Origin of the sequence: Kitasatospora sp. NPDC088351 (assembly GCF_040685575.1) — a bacterium.
Taxonomy (GTDB): domain Bacteria; phylum Actinomycetota; class Actinomycetes; order Streptomycetales; family Streptomycetaceae; genus Kitasatospora.
In genome coordinates, this window is record NZ_JBFBIL010000064.1 from 1 (window position 1) to 20885 (window position 20885).

Here is a 20885-nt window from a genome sequence, read left to right on the forward strand (position 1 = left end):
TCCCTCAAACCCGAAAGATCATCGCGTCCAACAGCCACGGCCCTCGCAACTCCCACAGATCGCGGGTGTTGCGAGGACCGTTAGAACCCAAGGTCACCTGGCGGGGCCTCTGTTCGCTCGCGTTACAGCGTGATCGACGCTCTGCTACCGCGTCCAGGCGAAGCGTTGTGGCAGCCCCCCACACAGCGGGGCAGGGATGCGCTCGGATTGCGAGACAGGATCCGGACCGTAAGCCCCACGAAACAACGGGACTGACAAATCGAATCAAAAGTCCGGATAGGTGTTCACATATTCAGAGTTTAGGAATTCCGTAAAAGATCCCCAATGGCTCATTGGAGCGGCCTCCCCTTCCATGTAGAGGGACACGGGAGGATCTTGCAGGGATGTCGACTCCATCCAATAGACCTGATACCCCTGATGCATGGCAAATACAACAGCACCATCAGGCAGATCTATCCCTCCAGGATTATCGGAGAAAAAATCATCGCCAGCTCGCCGCATGTCGAGGATTACGGGGAAGAAGGCATCGGTTCCACGGAGGATCCCGCCAGCACCACGCCCCATCAGGGACAGGAACTCCCCATACTGTTCAGGGACCCTCCGAATGCCCCACAGGTCGCGAACGCGGTCAATTTCCGCATTGGTCATCCCTGCGACGGAATCAGGGGCAATCCGCCTTACGGTCGCAGCGATATCCGGGATAGAAAGCATCAGCCAACTCCCGTAGAAATATTAATCTGGATTCCAGGAAACGCCTTACTGAACTGACCTATTAGGCCCTCGCAGCTCGGGCAGACGATGCGCTCTGAGTACAGATCTATCGTGCCCTTGGATTCAGGAGTAAGGCGCTGCGCCAACGTTTCGAAAATGTGAGTCTCCGAATCATAAGGTCGAGTGCCGGGGTCAAACCTTCGCGTGACAGGCATGCCAGTCTCTCCAGGGTTTACATGCTTCCCGCTCGTCGCCGTCATGAAATCATTCGACCCATCGACCCGCACCCGCGCCACGGCGATATTCTTGTCCGCCTTAACGCCGAGGCCGTTATTTGCGTTGACCCGGTGATCAGCCGCCATTTCGGCAAGATCGCAGTTGTGGACGAGGACCGGCGTGGCCCCTGCCAGCACATAGTACGTGTGGAGCAGGCTGACGGTGAGGTTGTGGGTGGTGACGGCGTAGGGGTAGTTGCGGACGGACTGGATGGTGAGGGTGGTGCCGTCGGGCTGGCGGAGGTGCTCGCCGGGGGTGAGTTCGCCGGCGTCGACCCACTGCTGGCGGGTCTCGCTCCAGTAGGGGTGGTGGTGGGTGGAGGTGATCTTTGCCGGGTTGTCGGCGGGCGGGCCGCGGGGGCTGGCCTCGTCGGTGAGGGCGAGGTCGGTGAAGTCCTTGTCGTCGGGGGTGGTGATGGTCGCGGTGACGGTCTCGGGGTGGGTTTCGCCGGTCTGCGGGTCGGTGGCCATGACGACGTCGCCATCATGGATGTCGCTGATGGCCTTGATGGTGCCGTCCGCCATCAGCACCCGGGTCTCGGCCGGGAAGCTGTTGCAGGCTGTCGGCGTGGCCGGCGCATCCGCTTCGGCCTTGGTGGGCTTCGGATCAGTGCCTGGGGCATCAACAGCCGCTTCCTTGGCCGCCTTTTCTTCGGCGGCCTTGGCGGCGGCTCTCTCCGCTGCCCGCGCTTCGGCTGCGGCCGTATTGGCCCGGACGATGGCCTTCTCGGCGTCCGCCATGGCGCGTTCGCCGGAGCGGATCATGTCGTAGGCCTTGTCGATCTCCTTGTAGATCTTGAAGGCCTTGATACCGACCTTGACGGCCTTGAAGAGCTTGCCCCAGGGAACCGCGTTCAGAGCCGTGTTGACGCAGGCCATCACGTCGCCCTTGGTGAAGCAGTCACGGGCGTCGTTGAAGCCGATCAGGTCACCGATCAGGTCGACGACCTGGTGCACGATCTCGTCGCGCTTGCGCTTTCCCTCGTTCCTGACCTTCTCCGCCCCGGCCTTCTGCTCCTGGGCCTTCTGCTGGTCTGCGGTAGGCGGAGGGGTGGGCGCCGTCGAGGCCGGAGGACTGTAGATGAACACCGCATCAACAGCCTGGCCGTTGCTACGGACGTAATCGTGGTTGTTACTGCACTCGGCCGCGAAGTCACAACCGACCTTCAGGCCATTGGCGTCGGACTTGTTGACGGGGCTGTTGTTGGCGTACGCGTAGGCATTCCACTGCTGCGGGTCACCCGCGTCGGTGACGGGATCGGGGCTGATGAAACGGCCCGTCCTGGGGTCGTACTCCCTCGCACCGAGGAGGGTCAGGCCGGTGGCCGTCTCCTTGGTGCCGCCGACGAAGCCCTTGTCGCCGGCCCAGACGCCGGTACCCGGCTGGGCGCCGCGCTCGTTGCCGAAGGGGTCGGTGGGGCGGCGGACCTGAGCGAGGTTGTAGGCGTCGAACTGGACACCGTTGGTGCCGTGCGGGTCCGAGGCCTGATAGGCCAGGGTCGAGTTGCCATTGATGACGGTGCGGGTGATGGAGAGACCGTTGGGCGCCGCGTAGCTGCGGACGCCGGTGACCGCCTGGGTGTTGGTGTCCAGCGTGATCTGGTCGGCCCCGAGGTTGAGCGTGGTCTTGCCCGGGTCGCGGCGAATCAGCTGGTTGCCGGAAACGTCGTACAGGTAACTGGTGCCGGCACTCTGACCGGTACCGGTGATCTGGTCGAGCTTGCCCTGGGCGTTCCAGGTCAGTGTCCTGGTGCCCGGGGTGTCGGTGATGGAGGTCGTATTGCCCGCGGCGTCATAGGTGTACGAGGTCACCGCCGGGCCGGCCGGGCCGGCCCTGGTGGACTTCATCAGCGCGTGCGGGCCACCGGTGCCGCCACCGGTCTTCGGGTCGGAGGACGGGGTGTTCGGACCGCTGCCGAACGTCTGGGTGGTGGTGACGTCCTTGCTGGTGTCGCCGTTGACGTCCTTCTGGACCAGCTTCGTCCGGTTGCCGATCAGGTCGTACTCGTACTGCTGCCAGTACGGAGCCGGACCGCCGACACTCGGCTTGCCCGCGCTCACGGCCGGGCCGTTGGCGTTGGTGCAGGCACCGATGCCCGGGACGCTCGGCTGCGGGGCCGTCGTCTGGGTGCCGGTGTCCGTCCACGCCTGGGTGAGCCGGCCGAGGTAGTCGTGGTTGAAGCACTGCAGGTCTGCGACCAGGCCGTCCTGGGCGTTGCGGGCCGAGGTGACCTGGCCGAGGGCGTTGTAGGTGTAGTCGGTGGCGTCGACGTGGGCGGTCGGCGCGTTCTCCTTGTCCAGGATCGAGCGGGTGACCCGGCCGGTGGCGTCGTCGATCACCATGGTGGAGACGACGTTCGCTCCGGCTCCGCCGATCGTGGTGCGGATTGGGCTGCCGTAGGGGCTGTACCGAATATCGGCGATGAAGGTGGTTGACGGGTCGAAGCCGAAGACACTGGTCAGGCCGGCAAGTTGGCCAACGTTGTCGGTAGTGAAGGTCAGCTTCTCGCGGCCCATACCGGCCACCGCCGGCAACAGGCTGCTCGCCAACCGACCTGCCTGGTCGTAGGTGTTCTCGGTCAGATAGGTGCCCGCAAGCTTGCCCTCGACCGCAGGGATCGTGGTCTTGGAGCCGAGCTCACGGTAGCCGATGTCGTAGCCGGTGATCTCCGACTTGTAGGCCGCGCCGTTCGCACCGCCGACGTACCGGGTCGCGGACGTCGGCTTGCCCAGGACGAGGCTGTCGTAGGTCCAGCCCGCGACCTGCTTCGCCGGGTCGACCGCAGTCCCCTCATAGGCGGCGACGGTGCGGCCGAGCAGGTCGGAGACGCTGGTCGCGCTCTTGCCCCGCGAGTCCGTGACCGTGACGAGGTTCTTGCTGTCGTCGTAGACGGAGGTGCCGGTGCCCGAGTCCGGGTCGGTGCCCTTCACCGAGCGGCCCAGCAGGTCGTACTCGTACGTCCAGCGGTTGCCGGCCGCGTCCTTGCGCCAGGCCTCCTTGCCCTCGGGCGTGTAGCCGTAGGTGGTCTCGTCGTACGGGCCGGTGGGGGTGTTGGACTTGTACTGGCGCAGGGCAAGGGTGTTCCCGCGGCCGTCCATGATGGTCGCCGTGGCATACCCGCCGGCCGGCGGGATGGAGCGGATCTCGTCGGCGCCCGCGTACTCGGTACGGCTGCGCCACTGTTCGACGCCGTAGGACTGGAAGATCGAGTCCGTCACGCGACCCATGCCGTCGTACTTCCGCACCGCCTGCGCGGGGATCTTGCTGTCCGGGGTCACCCCGCCGTTGGGCAGGAACACCTGCCCGCTGGGCGCCCCCTGGTCGTTGTAGTACGCGGCACTGGTCTTGATCTGCCAGTTGTGCGAGTCGAACAGGGCGTCGGTGATCATACGGCCGGTGGCACCCGACGGGGTACTGGCCTGGGTCTGGCGGACCCGGCCGAGGCCGTCGTAGATGGTGTAGCTGGAGGTGTAGGTCTTCAGGTCGCCCATCAGCGCCTGGGTGAGCACCTGCGAGGGCGCGTTGGTGCCGTTGACCGCGTAGGAGAACTTCCGGTTCGGAAAGTTGGGGTTCTTGCTGCGCTCGTTGCCCGGGCTCCAGCCGGCGACGGAACGGCCGAGGGCGTCGAAGTCCTGCTCGGCGACGCGCCCGTTCTCGTCCTTGATCTTGAGCGGCGAACCGCGGCCGACATCCAGGGTGGAGACGGTCTGCCAGCCCAGTGGGTTGGTGTGGGTGACCTGGGTGGGCAGCTGACCGGTGGCCGGCGAGTAGGCGGTCCTGGTCTCCGCACCGGTGGGGTGGGTGGCGTCGGTGCGGCTCGGGTTGACGGTGCTGATCACGCGGCCGTAGACGTCGAAGCTCGCACGGGCCGTGGTCCGGTAGACCGGCTGGCCGGAGGCGTTGTAGCTCTCCAGCACCTCGGTGGAGGTCTGTTCGGCCTTCGCGCCCGACTGGCCGAACGGCAGACCGTCGAAGTACGACCTGGTGTCGGCGACCGTGTTGTCCTTGGTGGCCGTCTGGCCGCAGGCGCCCTTGAGAACGAGGGTGCGCGAGGCCAGCTGCGTCACCGCGCCGTTGGGGCCGGTGGCGTAGGTGAAGGAGGTGCAGAGCAGTTGCTCGGGGTGGGCCAGGTCGCCGTTGTCGTAGACGACGGTCGGACGGGCGACCAGCGTGGTGTCGTACTGGGTGGAGCTCTCGCTGGTGCGCCAGCCGCTGACCAGCTTCTCCTTCGAAGTGACCTTGGCGGTGTTGACGGCCTGCGCCGTGATCGGGGGCATGCCGCCGGACTGGTTGCGGGTGGCCGTGACGGCCCCCAGCCACGGGTCCGACACCACGGTGGAGACGGCGTTTCCGTTCTCGGCGTCGTAGTTCACCGTGTCCCGGATGTAGCCGGCGAGGACGTTCTCGTCCTTGATGGTGCCGCCGTGCACATCGGCGACGGTCACCTGGCGCTTGGCGGTGCCGTTGGCCAGAACGTCGCCGTCCATGCCGCGCAGGAAGGTGGAGACCGTCTTGGTGCGCGGCGCCTCGATGTCGCCGCCGCCGCCGGAGATGGTGGTCACCGTGGCGTAGCCGCGGTACTGGTCCCAGGTGCGGCTCTTCGGGTCGGCCATCTCGGAGTCGTTGCGGTGCCAGGCCGCGCCGCCGCCGTACTCGTAGGTGGTGACGACGTTGGTCGCCCCGGCCACCTTGTCCTGCTGGGTGACGGACTGAACGATGATCTTGTTGAACCAGTCGTTCACCGGATCCGGCGCCGACTGCCCGGGCAGGTACCACTTGACCGGCATGCAGGCCATCGTGTTGCCGTCCTCGGAGGACGGCATCCGGCCGGCGGTGCGCGAGCACTCGGCAGGCTTGTAGACGACGTTGATCAGCCCACCGGTCTCGGTGGTGATCTTCTGGATGCGCGGACGGTTGAACGGTTCGATCGACGCCGAGGTGCCGTCCGGCCGGACGATCTTGCCATCGACGCGGTTGGAGATCTGCAGCGGCTGGAAGGAGACCGGCGGAAGCTCGATCGGCGTCTTGCCGTTGGTGCCGGTGCGCCGGACGGAATCCAGCCAGAGGGAAGGCGAGGTGCCGTCACCCGGGTCCTGGAAGGACTGGTTGAGGGCGAAGGAGTCGACCGGGCGGAACTTCGCGCCGTCCCAGACCTCGGTGTCGATCTTCGTCAGACGCTTGGTGGTCCAGAAGGTGGGCGAGTAGACGGTGCACTCACCGGTCGCATCGCAGTTCTGGTCGATCGGGGTGTCCGGCCACGACTTCGCGTTGGCCTTGGTCCGCTGGGACGGGTCGCAGGTGATCGAGCCGTTCGGCAGGCAGCGCTCGGCCGTACGGAACCACACCTGGGCGGCCGGGTTGGCCTTGCCCTTGGCGGCGATCTGGTCGGGCAGGCGCTGGCCGTAGCCCACCCAGACCGGATAGCTGCCGCGCTGGTACTTGGTGCGGGGGCCGCTGCCGTTGTTCTGACCGCCGCCCTGGACGTAGTAGTTGTCCTCCTGCTCGTAGCGGTACGAGATCAGGTTCTGGTGCGGGTCGACTACGTAGTCCAGCGACCACTGCCAGCCCATCTGCGACCAGGAGTTGGTGGCCGGGGAACCGGACTTCAGGCACGGGTCCTGCCCGCCCGGCCAGTAGATCGGCACGGTGGAGACCGACTTGCTGGCCTCGTCAGTGCCGTCACCGCCGGGCAGGTGGTTGGCACCGAAGTAGAACTGGCTTCCGTCGAGGGTGGTGATCCGCCAGGCCTCGCCGTTCCAGGCGCCGTTGCTCTGGTTGGTCAGGCGCTCGACCTTGGTGCCGTCCTCGCCCTGGAGGTGCCACTCGCAGGACTTGTCGTCACGGACCAGCTGGCCCGCGTGGCCGGCCAGTGAGAGCTGGAGCAGGTCGCCGCCCCAGCACTGGTCGCCCGAGTTCTCGACACCGGCGTCCTTGCAGCCCTTGTAGCCGCGGGTGATGGAACCCGGGTGCCACTCCCAGCCCTCGCCGATCCAGGACGGCTGCGCGTTGGTGGAGGCGGTCTTGCCGTCCACGGCGGCGGAGTCGTAGCCGAGCGAGACGCTGGGCGCCGCCCCGGCGAGCGCGGAGGGCAGCTCGACGGTGTAGCCGTAGGTGAAGTTGCCCGCGTTGGCGCCGGCCTGCCAGGAGGCCGAGGGGGTCAGCGCGGAGGCGGCGAAGTCGCCGCCGCTGCCGGAGGCGCCGGCCTCCACCGCCAGCGCGACGGCCGGAGCGGCCGACTGCGGACTGGCGAACGCGCTGGACGAGAGCGACCTGGCCGCGCCGGAGGCGGCCTGCGGGACCTCCACCTCGGCCACCAGCCGGCCCGACTGGTCGTCACGGTGGGAGGGGACGGGCGTGCGCGTGGTGCAGCCCGGCGCTCCGGGCGTGGTCAGCGCACAACCGGGCAACTGCACGAAGCGCGCCCGGGACGACCAGTTGGCGCCGGCGTTCTTCGCCCAGGACGTCGGGTCGACCGCGACCTGGACCCGGCCGGCCGCACTGCCCTCCCCCGTGTCGGTGAGCGCGACCAGAGCACCGTTCACGCCAGCCGCGCTGGTCAGGTCCTGGTCGGCCACGTCAACCTGGAGCTGGACAGGGCCGCCCTTGGCCGGGGCGAGGGGTGTGGCCTTCGCAACAGCCTTCGGCGCCTGCGTCTGGGCGATCCAGACCGGCAGCGAACCGGCCTGCACCGGTGATCCCACCGAGTCGGCCGGGGCGGCGGCCTCGGCGGCCGACCGCGACAGCGCCGCCTGCGCGGCCGCGCCGCCCAGGACGGCGGCGCCTCTACCGGACGGTGGACTGGAGTCCGCGGGTGGCAGCCACTTCACACCGGGATCCGCCCGGTGGCCCTCCACCGTGGCGTTGGACCCCTTCACCGGCTGCGTCTGCGGCAGCGGGGTGTTCGGAGGCACCCAGATCTTCTCGTCCACCGCGTTGGCGACGGCCTCGGCCGAGGGAATCGTCACCACCGACATGAGGACTGCCAGCGCTGCGGCCGCCGCCATACGTGAGCGGCGTTGGCGCGTGAACAAGCGGGAACGGCGAGACAACTGACTCCCCCACAGAGTTCTGAACTCGGTACGGCCACGAATCGGCCCAGGTCACGGGGCACCCTACGGGTCAGGGATCAACTCAAGGTAGGGAAAAATTAAAAGTTCATTATGTGATCAAAATCACTCCATTGACCAATCTGCCACCAGGTGCGACAACTCGGACACCTTGTCGATAAAACGCTTTGACAGTGAAGTGGACGCGACGGCAGCGTGCGACTGACCTCTGCTCATGTCAGATCACACGACAGGTACTTCATGTCCGGAGCACAACCCACCGCCTCCCCGCCCCGCAGACGAACCACCGCAAGCCGGGCGTTCGGCGCGGCGCTTCTCCCCCTCGCCTGCACCGCGGTCCTCTCGCTCGGCGCCGGTCTGTTGACCGCGCCCGGCGTCGCGGCGGCCGCGCCCGCCGACCGTAACCACGGGCCGGCCGACCCCTCCTGGCCCACGCCACCGGCCAAGCCCTCCCAGTCCGCCGAGACCCAGGCCGTCCAGGCAGCCAAGGCCAAGGCCAAGAGCACCGGAAAGCCCGTCGTCATCGACGCGTTGACCACCGCGGGCAGCCTGACCTCGGCCAACCCCGACGGCACGCTCAGCACCGAGTCCAGCCCAGTGGCGGAACGGGTCAAGAACGCCGACGGCACCTGGCGGAACGTCGACGCGGCCCTGCGCGCCAACCCCGACGGGACACTGGCGCCGACGGCCGTCCCGTCCTCGCTGACGCTCTCCGGCGGCGGCAGCGGCCCGATGGCGACCATGACGACCTCGGACGGCAAGAAGCTCGCGGTCAAGGCGCCGTTCGCCCTCCCCAAGCCGGAACTCGACGGCGACAGCGCCCTCTACCGGTCCGTCCTGCCCGACGTCGACCTGCAGTTGAGCGCCACCGCGGCCGGCGGCTGGCGTCAGGTGCTGATCGTCCGTACGACACAGGCCGCAGCCGATCCCGCGATCAAGAAGCTGCACCTGGACGTCACCGGCGACGGACTGACCGTCAAGTCGGACGCGCACGGCAACCTCTCGGCCGAGGACGACTCGGGCAAGGCCCGCTTCACCGCGCCGGCTCCCGTCATGTGGGACTCCACACCGGCGCCGGCCGGCGCCTCGGCACTCGCACAGCCGAAGACCCGCGGCAAGTCCGCCGAAGCGGCGCCTCCCGACAGCGCGCTGGAGCCGGTCGTGTCCAGCGCCAACGCACCCGGTGACTACGCCAAGGTCACGCCGATCGCGACCACCGCAAACGGCACCGGCATCGACCTGGTACCCGACGCCTCGGCGCTCGGCCAGGGCACCGGACCGTGGTACATCGACCCGGGCTGGAACCCGAGCGTCGACAACGGCACCCAGGCCTGGGCTCAGGTCCAGGAGGCCTACCCCGAGACCATGGAGTACAACGGCACCCAGTACGACCAGGACAAGCCCGCCGCCGGCTACTGCGGTTACGTGGACGCGGCGAACCCCTGCGAGAAGGTGGGGCGCACCCGCGCCTACTTCCAGATCGGCCTCAACTCGCAGTTCTGGAACTCCACCGTGCTGAGCGCCAGGCTCTACGCCAACGTGGTGCGCTCGTCCAGCCCCTCGACGTCCACCCCGATGGGCCTGTACTCGACCGGGTCGGGGAACAGCAACCCGATCAACCAGTGGACCCGGTGGAACGCCCAGCCCTGCCAGACCGGCGCCGTCATGCAGAACTGCGGCAAGGTCGGCATGACCTTGAGCAAGGGCACCGGCGGTATCGAGTTCGACGTGTACAGCCAGATGACCCAGGCCGCGCGCGAGCACTGGGGCGGCTGGACCTTCGGCTTCGCACCCGACGACGAGTCGAACAAGTACTACCGTCAGCGGTTCGCCAACAACCCGCACGTCGTGGTCGTCTACGACATCGCACCGTACGTCGGGTCACCGGCCACCAGCCCGACGCCGGGCTTCGCCTCCAACAGCGACTACAACAACCCGTGCAGGACCCCCGGCACCACCAACCCGTGGGACAACCCCGGCTGGATCGGGGCCAACACGGACATCAATCTGAGCGTCGACACCCGGTCCCCCACCAATGAGCAGCTCTGGACCACGTTCAAGATCTGGGACGACGACAACGGCGGCTCGGCCGCGTTCTCCGAGACCGGCTGGGCTGCCAGCTCGGGCAGGGTCACCAGGAGCGTCGGTTCGCTGATCGACGGCCACCAGTACGGATGGTTCGCCGTCACCGACGACGGAACGCTGCACAGCGACTACAGCGACATGTGCTTCATGCGCATCGACCGGACGCCGCCGACCGCCCAGGTCACGTCGACGGACTTCCCGGAGTCCGGCACCCTCGGTGGCCACCCGAAGGCCGTCGGCGAGGAGGGCAGCTTCGTCCTCACCGGCACCGACCCGGCCCCGGCCGCTGGCGGCCGCTCCTCAGGGCTGGCCTGCGCCCGCTGGACCGCAGACCCCGTCCAGGCGGCCGCCACCGGGTGGAACTGCAACGACGGCGGCAACGTCGTCAAAATGAACGCGAACGGCAAGTACGTCCTGAAGGTCAAGCCAGACCGCTGGGGCACCCACTTCCTCTACCTACAGACTCAGGACAATGCCGGCAACATGTCCCAGCCGGTCGTCTACACCTACTACGTGCCGAGCAACCCGAACGCGCCCGCGCCGATCATGGGTGACATCGACGGCGACAAGAAGGCTGACGTACTGCTGCCCGACGGCGCCGGCAACCTCCGTCTGGTCGGCGCCAACGCCGATCCGTTCGCGGCACCGAACGCCAAGCCGGAGTCCGCTCCCAACACGACAAGTTGGGGCAACGTCCAGGTCACCCACCGGGGCTCGTTCAGTAGCCGCAACGTCGACGACATGATCGCGCACGCACCCGGTGCTGCGGAGCTCTATCTGTACGCCAACGACGAGACAGCCGCTCACCTCGACGGCCAATCCTCAGTGCAGCAACCGAAGTCGAGGCAATGCGCCCTGCCTGACACCACGCCGATCACATGCGCAGACTACGGCAACATGAACGACTGGTCCGCCGTCACCCAGATCTCGGCGTTCGGCTCTCCGTCCGGTGACAGTCCTGAGCCCACAGGCACCGGGCTTCCCCGTCTGCCACGCTCGTCCATGCTCTTCATCGAGAACGGCAGGCTCTGGCTCGCCATGTCGTCGAGCGTCAAGCAGCTCGACGGCCCGGCCGTCCTGCTTTCCCAGAACAACCAGGACTGGAACTCCTACGACCTGATCACCCCCGGCCCGGCCAAGGGAACGGACATGCCCACCGTGTGGGCTCGTTCCAAGAACGACGGATCCATCCACGCCTACCAGCTGAGCAGGAACGCATCGGGCTTCGACACCGCCGCGTTCGCCGACCCCACCAAGGGCTGGCTCGCCAACGGCGTCGACCCCAAGCTGTACCCGAAGGTCGGCTCCAACGGCGACCTCACCGGCGACGGTGTCCCCGACCTCTGGGCCGTGGACAACAATCAGCAGTTGGTCGCTTGGGCCGGTATCGGCACCAAGGCCCCCGGCACCGACAAGAGCGGCCCCACCGTGACCGGTCTGGCCTCGGCCCCGGTGGTCCTCGGCAACCTCAACCGCCCGGTCGGCAACTGGCTGGCCGCGCCGAACGGCGGCAACAGCGTCGTGGACGGCCAGGGCAAGGCCAACGGCACTGCCTCCGGCGTCGGCTGGGTCGCGGACACCGTGGGCGGCAGGCCCACCACCGTCGCGGCGTTCAGCCCAGGCAACGGCTCGAACATCACCATGACCGGCCCCGTGGTCGACACCCGCAGGAGCTTCACCGTCTCCGCCTGGGCCAAGTCCGGCCCCGCCGGAGGTGTCATAGCGAGCCAGAACACCGGCCGCGCCAGCAGCTTCATGCTGTACAGCGACGCCGGACGGACCTGGACGTTCGCGCTGGCCAAGGGGGACGACGACGGCTGGCCGTACGACTGGACGAACACGGTCAACACCAACGCGGCGGTCCGGACCGGCGTCTGGACCCAGCTCAGCGCCTCCTACAACGCGGACACCGGGCTGATGTCCCTGTACGTCGACGGCGTGCTCGCAGCAACGGGCTACCACAAGAAGTCCGTCAGCCCGCCGTCGTCGGGACCATTCGTGCTGGGCCGCTACCAGTACCAGGGCAAGCCGAGTTCCGCCTTCGACGGCAGCGTGAGCAGCACCGCCGTCTACCCGTTCGCGGTGAGCCCGGCGGCGCCCGGCACCAGCGGCCTCATCCGCTCCGGTGTGGATCAGGGGATGTGCGCCGACGACAACGGTTTCGGCACCGCCGACGGCACCGCGATCCAGCTCTGGACCTGCCACGGGGACACCTCGCAGCAGTTCTCACTGGGCAACGACGGCTCCGTCCGGGTGCTCGGCGGCTGCCTGACGCCGGTGAGTGCCGGGCGCGACAACGGCACGAAGATGGAGTACCGCACCTGCAACGGCACGGAGTCGCAGAAGTGGATTCCGCTCGCCAACAACGCGCTCTTCCACCCGGACTCCGGCCGCTGCCTGGACCTGCCGGCCTGGAGCGCGGTCAACGGCAACCGGCTGCAGCTCTGGGACTGCCACTTCGGGGCGTCCCAGCAGTGGGTCACCTCGACCCTGCGGACGGCCGTCCTCCCTGCTCCGCCGCGCTCGTGACGGCCGAGCCACGACCGGGAGCCTGACGGTTCACCCCGGGCCCGCGACGCCGGTCGGTGTCGCGGGCCCGGGGCGTGTTCGGGGGCGGTCTTTACAGATGATCAAATAGGACAAACTTGGCATAGCCGTCGGTGACATTGACACCGGAACACCCAGCTGGTGGGCTTTGGCCGCGATGTGGTTCCAGCCCGGCGAGGAGGCTCCTGTGCAAGCCCGAGTATCCGTCTTCGCCGGGCGGCGGCTGCGGCAGCAGGTGGAGCAGAGTGCCGCGCTGCGGGATGTGCTCCAGCATCCGGCGGCGGTCTCGGCGCGGCAGGTGACGGCGCGGACCTGCCGCCAGCTGGCGCCGCGGACGGCGGACCGGCTGATCGCGGATCTCAAGGGGACGGAGCCGTTGCTGGCCTCGGTGCGCGCCGAGCGGGCGGCGGCCGACCGGCCGGGGGCGCCGGGCCGGCGGACGCTGCGGCTCGCGGCGACGCTGTCGGCGGCGGCCGTGGTCGGCGGGCTGCTGGCGGGGTCCGTGCCGTCGGTGGCGTACGCGGCGGCGCCGGGGCCGGATGTGGTGAGCAGCGCGCCGCAGACCCCGCTGGGCAGTGTGAGCAACCCTCAGGTGTTCCCGCGGCCGCAGGAGCAGAGTGTGGCCGGGAAGCCGGTCGCGGTGCCGGCGGCGGTGACGCTGGTGGTCGCGCCGAAGGCGGACCACGGTGCGGTGGACGCCGTCCGGGAGGTGCTGGAGATCGCCGGGGCGACCTCGGTGACGCCGCAGGAGGAGGCCGACGCGCCGGCCGCCGGTTCGCTGGTGGTGTACGTCGGCGGGCCCGCCGAGGGCGCGGGCGGCGCGGTGGACAGGGTGCTGCGCGGGCTGACCGCGGCGGCCGGCGGCAAGGACGTCGCCGCGCCCTCGCCCGACGGGCTGCCGGCCGGCGGGTACGTGCTGTCGGCCGGTCAGCTGCCGGCCCAGGGCGGCGGGACGTACGGCGCGGTGGTGCTGGCCGGCACGGACGCGGCCGGGACGTTCTACGCCGCGCAGAGCCTGCGCCAGCTGCTCGCGGCGGTGCCGGCCGGGCAGGGGCAGGCGCCGGGTGCGGCCGGTCTCGGCCTGCCGGGCATCACGCTGCGCGACTGGCCCTCGGGCGCGCCGGTGCGGGGCACCGCCGAGGCGTTCTACGGCACCCCGTGGAGCCAGCAGCAGCGGCTGGACCAGCTGGACTTCCTCGGCCGTTCCAAGCAGAACTTCTACCTCTACGCCCCGGGCGACGACCCGTACCGGCTCTCCCGCTGGCGCACCGCCTACCCGCAGGCGCAGACCGAGGAGCTGCGCGCGCTGGGCGCCCGGGCCTGGCGCAACCACGTCACCCTCGGGTACTCGATCGACCCCGGGCAGTCGTTCTGCTACAGCTCGGGCCGGGACGCGGACGCGCTGGTGGCCAAGCTGGACGGGCTGCGCAAGCTCGGCTTCACCGCCTTCCAGCTGCAGTTCCTGGACGTCAGCTACGACGAGTGGCACTGCGGCGACGACCGCTCCAGGTACGGCACCGGGCCGGCCGCCGCCGCCAAGGCGCAGGCCGAGCTGGTGGCCAAGGTGCAGGACCGGCTGATCGCGAAGAACCCCGGGCTGGCGCCGCTCACCGTGGTGCCCACCGAGTACCACCAGCAGGGCACCACGCCCTACCGCAAGGCGCTGGCGGCCGCGCTGCCGGCCGGGGTACAGGTCGCCTGGAGCGGTGTCGGGGTGATCCCGGAGAAGATCACGGGCGCTCAGGCCGCCGAGACCGGGGACCTGTACGGGCACCCGCTGGTCACCATGGACAACTACCCGGTCAACGACGCCACCCCGGACCGGCTCTTCCTCGGCGCCTACACCGGGCGCGACCCCGGGGTCGCCACCCGCTCCGCGGCGATGCTCACCGGCGCGATGCGGCAGCCGGTCGCCTCCCGGATCGCGCTCGCCACCGCGGGCGACTTCGCCTGGAACCCGTCCGGTTACAAGCCGGACGAGTCCTGGCAGGCCGCGCTGCGCTCGCTGGCCGGCCCGACCGGCGGCGGCGCCACGCCCGCCGGGGCGGCGCTCGCCGCCGTCACCGCGCTGGCCGGCAACAGCTCGTCCTCGCCGCTGTCCAAGCAGGAGTCCGGCTACCTCACGCCGCTGCTGGAGCGGTTCTGGGCCACCGCCGAGCCGAACGCCGGCGCCGCCCCCGACCTCGCCAAGCTGATACAGGCGGCGGCCCCGCTGCGGGAGGCCTTCGCCGCTATGGCGGACGCCCGGCAGACCCTGGCCGCCACCCAGGCCACCGCCCCGCTGGCCGCCGAGGCCGCCCCCTGGCTGGCCCCGCTGCACGACTACGGCCTGGCCGGGCAGGCCGCACTGGACATGCTGCTGGCCCAGCACGGCGGCGACGGCCCGGCCGCCTGGAAGGCCCGGGTCGAGCTCAACAAGTTGCGCGAACAGCTCGGGCAGAGCCCGGCGACGGTCGGCGCGGGCGTGCTCGACCCGTTCCTGGAGCGCGCCGTCGCGGCCGCCGACACCTGGGCCGGTGTGGCCGGTGGCGGCGTCACGCCGACCACCACCCTGGGCACCGCGCACGACCACCTGCCGGCCCTGATGACCGACGGCGTCGCCGACACCTTCTACTGGAGCTCGGCGCCCCCGCAGCCCGGCGACTCGGTGGGCCTGGACCTCGGTGGCGGCCGCCCGGTCGGCAGCGTCACCGTGCTGATGGGCTCCTGGGGCAGCGGCCCGGACGGCGCCAGCGCGATCGACGACTACATCCGCGACGGCGTCCTGGAGTACTCCACCGGCGAGGGCGGCTGGAAGCAGCTCGCCCAGGTGAAGAACCAGAAGAGCGTCACCGCGCAGCTGCCCGCCGGGACGGTCGTCCGGGCCGTGCGGCTGCGCGCCACCGCCGCGCAGAAGACCGCCGTGGCGGTGCGCGAGTTCTCCGTCACCGCGCCGGACGACGCCCCGGCCAGCGTCTCCGGCGGCCCCGGCGCCCTGCCCGGCTCCTCGCCGTCCGCCGTGCTGGACGGCAACCCGGACACCGCCTACCGGGCGGCCACCGCGCCGACCGCGACGGACGAGCCGCTCACCGTCGAGCTGGGCGCGGCCCGCCCGCTGGACCGGCTCACCGTGCTCACCGACCCGGGTGTGCGGGCCACCGCCGCCGTCTCGGTGCGCCATGCCGACGGCACCTGGGTGCAGATCGGCACCGTCCAGCCGGGCTACAACGAGCTGTCGGCCGGCGGCCAGGTCGCGGACGCGTTCCGGCTGGCCTGGAAGCCCGGCGGGGAGCCTCCGGTGGTCAACCAGGTGATCCCCTGGTACGCGGACGCCCCGGCGGCCCGGCTGAGCCTCTCCGACCCCGCGCTGGACGTGGTGACCGGCGCGGCCGCCCCCACCCAGACCCGGGTGACGGTCGAGGCGGGCCGCCCGGAGGGGACCGCCGGCGAGCTGCGGACCGAGGTGCCGGCCGCGGCCAAGGGCCTCACGGTGGCCCCGGCGGCCGGGCTGACCGTGCCGCGCGGGGGCCGGGTGGGCGTGCCGCTGCTGGTCACGGCCGCGCCGGGGACGCCGTCCGGGACGTACCAGGTGCCGGTGCTGTTCGTGGCCGGCGCGACCACCGTGCGGCAGGTGCTCCAGGTGCACGTGGTGCCGCCGACCGGCGGCCCGGACCTGGCCGTCGGCGCGCAGGCGACCTCCTCGGGCGACGAGACCTCGTCCTTCCCCGCCTCGGCGGTGGCCGACGGCGACCCGAAGACCCGCTGGTCCTCGCCGGCCCGGGACGACGCCTGGGTGCGGCTGGAGCTGCCGCAGGCCGCCCACCTGGGGGCGGCGGTGCTGCACTGGCAGGCCGCGTACGCCTCCGCGTACAAGATCCAGACCTCGCCGGACGGCGTCACCTGGACCACGGTGGCGACGGTGGACGACGGCAAGGGCGGTGACGAGACGGTGCGCTTCGACGCGCCGGGGGCGAGGTTCCTGCGGGTGCAGGGCGTGGCCAGGGCCACCAAGTACGGCTACTCGCTCTGGGGCGTCGAGCTGTTCGCCGTCACTCCGGAGGCCCCGCCGGCCGGTCAGCCGAACCAGCCCGGTACGCCGGGTGCGCCCGGCACCCCCGCCCAGCCGGTGACGCCGCCGGTGGCGCCCGGCACCCCGCCGCAGAAGCCGTAGCGGAGTCCGCGGCGCAGTCCGTCGCGGAGTCCGCGGCAGGCCCCGGACGGCGGGCCGCCGCGCTCCCCGGGGCGGGGTGCGCGGCGGCCCATGAGGCGTACCGGAGATATGACGGGCAAGCCCTTGTGGAGCGGGATCAGGCGGAGAGCGGTTCGGGATGCTCACCGCGGCGGACGGGGGGCTGGTGGGCGGAGTGCGCCCGGCCGAGGGGCACGGGGTGCGCGGCCTCGGTATGGTCGTGGTGCTCGTACTCGCCCCACTGCGGGGCGCGCATCAGGTCGCCGCCGCCGTAGGGCTCCAGATAGGGCCGCCAGCGCGGGTCCTTGATCCCGGTGCCGATGATGCGCCAGGCCAGCCCGCTGGGCGGGGCCGGTGGGCGCTTCATCCGCCAGCCGAGTTCGGTGAGGTGGCGGTCGGCCTTGGTGTGGTTGCAGCGGCGGCAGGCGGCCACCACGTTGTCCCACCGGTGCTGGCCGCCCCGGCTGCGCGGGATGACGTGGTCGACGCTGGTGGCGGCGGCCCCGCAGTAGACACAACGGCCGTGGTCACGGGCGAACAGCGCCCGGCGGGTGAGCGGGACGGGCCCGCAGAACGGGACCCGGACGAAGCGGGTCAGACGGACGACGGACGGCGCCGGAAGGGCGCTGGTGGCGCTGTGCAGAGTGACTCCCGAGTCCTCCAGGCTGACCGCCTTGTGGTTGAGGACCAGGATGAGTGCGCGGCGCATCGATACGACGCCGAGTGGCTCGTAGGACGCGTTGAGGACCAGGACATGCGGCACGGATGCCTCCTTGGACGCCTGCGGCGCGTGGCTCGCGCCGGGACGAGCGGTTGGATCACACAGCGGGTGCGTGATCTCCCCCAGTGTCGCCTTACGCCTTTGTACGGCGCCACCACTCCTGTGTAACGGACCTGACGTGAACTCCGGGTGTGGCTTCTGTCATACCCGGTATGCCCGGGCGAAGGACGGGTTGCACCCGGGCGCCCTCCCGGGGGACGGCTCGGCCGGTCGGAGCAGCGGCGTGACCGCCGCCGACGGGGTGGTGTGGGGGGCGCGACGGTGCGTTGACGGGGCGTCCGGGCCTGGTCCGCGCGCCGTCGGCGTGTCCGACGGGTGGTTCGGCGGCGGATAGGCTAAGGCGGACGGTCCGCAGGCCCCGGGGCGACCACCGCCACTGCCGGCGGGCCCGCCACGCTCCCTGCAGGAAGGTCCCGCACGTGTCCTGGTCCGGTGCCGCCGGCCTCCTCGCCGACGCGTCCACGAAGCTCACGGCCGCGGCGCTCTCGGCGACCACAGCCTCGTCCACGACGCCGAGCCCGTCCCCGAGCCCCACGGCGCCCGAGCTGCCGCAGCTCGACCTCAGAATCCCCACCAGCGCGCAGGAGGTCAGCGACACCACCAGGCAGGCGGCCGGCTGGCTCGACTCGCACTGGCAGGACTGGCTGGCCGGCGGGGTGCGGATCGTCTTCATCATCGTGCTGGCCCTGGTGCTGCGGGCCGTGGTGCGCAAGCTGATCACCCAGCTGATCGCCCGGATGATCAAGCCGGGCGAGGCCGACGACGAGCCGGGCCGGCTCGGCGGGCTGCTGGCCAACACTGGGGTGGTCAACCCGGAGCGCCGGCAGCAGCGCTCGGAGGCGATCGGTTCGGTGCTGCGCAGCGTGGCGTCGTTCTCCATCCTGGGCACGGCGGCGCTGATGGTGCTCTCGGCGCTCGGGGTCAATCTGGCACCGCTGCTGGCCAGCGCCGGTGTGGCCGGTGTGGCGATCGGTTTCGGCGCGCGCAACCTGGTGACGGACTTCCTCTCCGGGGTCTTCATGATCATGGAGGACCAGTACGGCGTCGGCGACGAGATCGACACCGGGGTGGCCTCCGGCACGGTGCTGGAGGTCGGCCTGCGGGTGACCAAGCTGCGCGGCGCGAACGGCGAGATCTGGTACATCCGCAACGGCGAGGTGAAGCGGATCGCCAATATGAGCCAGGGCTGGTCGACGGCCTCGGTGGACGTGCAGGTCGGCTACCGGGAGGACCTCGTCCAGGTCGAGGCGCTGATCCAGGAGACGGCGGAGGCGCTGGCCAAGGAGGCGCCGTTCGACGAGCTGGTCTGGGCGCCGGTCTCGATCCTGGGCGTGGAGTCGGTGGCGGTGGACTCGGTGGTGCTGCGGGTCGAGGCCAGGACGGCGCCGGGCAAGGCGCCGATGGTGGCGCGGGCGCTGCGGCAGCGGCTGAAGACGGCCTTCGACCTGGCCGGGATCAAGGTCAAGGAGGAGGTCCCGGCGGCGGCCGCCGACACCGGAGCGGCCACCGGCACGGCCGCCGCCGCGGTGGTGCTGACGACCGCCTCGGCGACCACGCCCGCCGATGCCGCGCCGCCGTCCGCGCTGGCGGACCCGGCGTCGCCGCGCTCCCTGGCGACGGCGCCGATACCGGCACCGGTGCGGCCCGCCGAGGACGGCGCCAAGGCGCCCTGACCGGCCGCCCGGCTCCGGGCCGGGTCCGTTCGTACACCGCCGAGCCCCGCCCCCCTTCGCCCAGGGGGAGCGGGGCTCTCGCGTGTGCGGGCACGGCGGACCGGGGCGGGGCGCGAGCAGGCCCCGCGTGCGCGGGCTCACGCTTCGACGCGCCCGGGTAACGGTCCCGCGCGCCCGGGTAACGCTTCGGCATCCACCGGCCGGAGGGCCATTGACACCCCTCTGGCGGGGTCATACGGTCCTGTCACAAGCGAACTGGAAAGTTTCCTAACAGTTCGCCCGACGGTTCGTCCCGGGCACCGGCGCGTCACTCGACCGCGCCCCCCGGACACCCGCCACCACCGGCCGAAAGAGGAGGATCGAGGCGTGACCAGGACCATCGGCTCCGCCCGAACCCCCCTCGCCGGCACCCCCAGCCTGCTGCGCGCCATCAACGACCGCGCCGCCCTCGAACTGCTGCTGGAGAACGGGCCGCTCTCCCGTACCCAGATCGGCACCCTGACCGGCCTCTCCAAGCCCACCGCCTCCCAGCTGCTGGCCCGCCTGGAGGCGGCCGGGCTGGTGCTGCCGGTGGGCACCACCGCGGGCGGCCCCGGCCCCAACGCGCAGCTGTACCAGGTGAATCCGGCCGCCGGCTACGTCGCCGGACTGGACGTCACCACCAGCCATGTCCGGATAGCGGTCGCCGACATCACCGGCACCACCCTCGCCGAGCACGTGGTGCCCACCAAGGGCTGGCCCGCGGCCGGCGTCGTCCCCCGGGTCGCCGAGGCGGTCGCCGGGACCGTCCACGCCGCCGGGCTCGCCGAGGACAGCCTGCGCGCCGTGGTGATCGGCGTCGGCGGCGCCCCCGACCCGGTCACCGGCAAGCTCCGCTACGCCTCCCACCTGCCCGGCTGGCACTCGCCGAGACTCGTCCAGGAGCTCTCGGAGGCGATCGGCGCGCCGGTGTCGATCGAGAACGACGTGAACCTCGCCGCCGTCGCCGAGCAGGCCTCCGGTGCGGCGCTGGGCTTCGAGGACTTCGTCCTGCTCTGGGCCGGCGAGGGCACCGGCGCCGCGATCGTGATCGCCGGCCGGCTGCACCGCGGGTTCACCGGCGGCGCCGGGGAGGTCGGCTACATGCCGGTGCCCGGCTCACCGGTCGTGCGGGACGTGCGCCGCCGCAACTCCGGCGGGTTCCAGGAACTGGTCGGCGCACCCGCCGTCCGGGCGCTGGCCCGGGAGCACGGGCTCGGCGCGCCCACCGCGGAGGAGTCGCTCGCGCGGGCCCTGGAGACCCCGGGCGCCGGCGACGAGTTCCTCGCCGCCCTGGCCGGCCGGCTCGCCGTCGGACTGGCCGTGATCGTCGCCGTCGTGGACCCCCAGCTCGTGGTGGTCTCCGGCGGTGTGCCGAGTGCGGGCGGCGAACGGCTGCGCGCGCTCGTCGAGGAGGAGCTGGCCCGGATCTCGATCGCCCGGCCGGAAGTCCGCAGCAGCGCCCTGCCGGGCTCGCCCGTCCTGCTCGGCGCGCTGCAACGCGCGCTGGCGGCCGCCCGCGAGGCGGTCTTCTCCACTCACTGACCCGCCCACTGGTC

Annotated in this window: 7 protein-coding genes; 4 read left to right on the forward strand and 3 right to left on the reverse strand. The window is 70.9% G+C overall.

What is annotated here, in order from left to right; genetic code table 11:
• Positions 1 to 264 precede the first annotated feature (264 nt).
• Both AB0P06_RS31125 and AB0P06_RS31130 read right to left on the reverse strand, forming a co-directional pair.
• Entirely contained in the window at positions 265 to 648 is a 384-nt protein-coding gene (locus AB0P06_RS31125; RefSeq protein ID WP_363613232.1) for an SMI1/KNR4 family protein, read from the reverse strand.
• 62 nt (positions 649 to 710) lie between these two features.
• Positions 711 to 7952, reverse strand: coding sequence for an RHS repeat-associated core domain-containing protein (locus AB0P06_RS31130; protein ID WP_363613234.1), 7242 nt, complete (start codon positions 7950 to 7952; stop codon positions 711 to 713).
• 342 nt (positions 7953 to 8294) lie between these two features.
• Between AB0P06_RS31130 and AB0P06_RS31135 the strand changes: the two genes are divergently transcribed.
• Together AB0P06_RS31135 and AB0P06_RS31140 are read left to right on the forward strand one after the other, a co-directional pair.
• Complete coding sequence (locus tag AB0P06_RS31135) at positions 8295 to 12668, forward strand: ricin-type beta-trefoil lectin domain protein (protein ID WP_363613237.1); 4374 nt, start codon at positions 8295 to 8297, stop codon at positions 12666 to 12668.
• Between the two features lie 205 nt (positions 12669 to 12873).
• Entirely contained in the window at positions 12874 to 16836 is a 3963-nt protein-coding gene (locus tag AB0P06_RS31140) for a beta-N-acetylglucosaminidase domain-containing protein (RefSeq protein ID WP_363613239.1), read from the forward strand.
• Positions 16837 to 16972: 136 nt separating this feature from the next.
• Here the strand turns inward: AB0P06_RS31140 and AB0P06_RS31145 are convergent, their stop codons facing one another.
• Positions 16973 to 17617 (reverse strand): HNH endonuclease, encoded by a 645-nt coding sequence (locus AB0P06_RS31145; RefSeq protein ID WP_363613241.1) that lies wholly within the window; start codon positions 17615 to 17617, stop codon positions 16973 to 16975.
• 437 nt (positions 17618 to 18054) lie between these two features.
• Between AB0P06_RS31145 and AB0P06_RS31150 the strand changes: the two genes are divergently transcribed.
• Together AB0P06_RS31150 and AB0P06_RS31155 are read left to right on the forward strand one after the other, a co-directional pair.
• Positions 18055 to 19308 carry a mechanosensitive ion channel family protein gene (locus tag AB0P06_RS31150; RefSeq protein ID WP_363613243.1) on the forward strand — a complete coding sequence of 418 codons (1254 nt, stop codon included), beginning with the start codon at positions 18055 to 18057 and terminating at the stop codon, positions 19306 to 19308.
• Between the two features lie 366 nt (positions 19309 to 19674).
• Positions 19675 to 20871 carry an ROK family transcriptional regulator gene (locus tag AB0P06_RS31155; protein WP_363613245.1) on the forward strand — a complete coding sequence of 399 codons (1197 nt, stop codon included), beginning with the start codon at positions 19675 to 19677 and terminating at the stop codon, positions 20869 to 20871.
• Positions 20872 to 20885 lie beyond the last annotated feature (14 nt).